General features: G+C 47.1%; 2 protein-coding genes. Both read right to left on the bottom strand.

All coding sequences use genetic code 11. The features are described 5' to 3' along the window. On the bottom strand, window positions 1-602 hold a 602-nt coding region (locus PG722_RS13960), incomplete at its 3' end, for a recombinase family protein (RefSeq protein ID WP_270580889.1). A gap of 89 nt (window positions 603-691) precedes the next feature. After that, window positions 692-903: hypothetical protein (locus PG722_RS13955; protein ID WP_270580890.1), on the bottom strand; the 212-nt coding region annotated here is incomplete at its 5' end.

The following is a 903-nucleotide window of genomic DNA, read 5'->3' as shown; positions in this document are numbered from 1 at the left end:
ATATCTCCGAAGGAGGTTTCCGGTTCAGCGTACATTTCAAACATCAGCCGAACATGGTCGGCGGCTATGGGGTCGGCAACCATTTTCTTTGTGCGGATACCCTCTACCACAGTAGGCTCTAACTGATAACCGTATGGTGCCTGTCCGCTCATGTGAAAGCCTTTCAGGCACCGTGAATAGTAGGCGTCTGTGACACGCTTCTGAATTGTCTCACGTTCAAGCTGGGCGAATACAATGCAGATATTCAGCATGGCCCGGCCCATCGGGGTCGAAGTATCAAACTTTTCTGTGGATGATACAAACTCCACATCATACTCTTGAAACAGCTCCATCATCGTTGCAAAGTCCAGAATAGAGCGGCTTATACGGTCCAGTTTATACACGATGACCCGCCTGACCTTTCCCTTGCGGATCTCGCCCAACAGCTTTTGAAACTCCGGCCTGTCCGTATTTTTACCGGAATAGCCTTTGTCCTTGAATACCCGGCAGCTCCCACCTTTCAATTCATACTTGCAAAAGTCGATCTGACTTTCAATGCTGATACTGTCCTTGCGGTCTACTGACTGTCTTGCGTAAATACAATCTTCTCTGATAAATTCCATATTGGGCTCCTTTCCTTGTTGGAATGGAGCTACCAACCTTACAACTATATTATACCATCAGCAGCCCCGGACAACAATGTTGCGAATGATTAGGGAAATCTGTCCCCATATTTTCTGAACACCTCATAAAGACAACGCTCAATTTCTTTTTTGCGCTGTGCTTTCTCCTTCGGGGGAAGTACCGGCGTGAGGCTTTCCAGCACAATGATCTTCCCTTGAAATGCGACAGACTTTGTTTCTCGTTCATAAGTGACAGCTTGCGTCATTGAAAACCTCCTTTGCGAAAGTGCGTGTATATGCC

This window comes from Butyricicoccus sp. OF27-2pH9A (genome assembly GCF_027693185.1).
Lineage (GTDB): Bacteria > Bacillota > Clostridia > Oscillospirales > Butyricicoccaceae > Agathobaculum > Agathobaculum butyriciproducens.
Note: the sequence above shows the minus strand (reverse complement) of the source record. Positions and strands in the feature narration are given on the sequence as shown.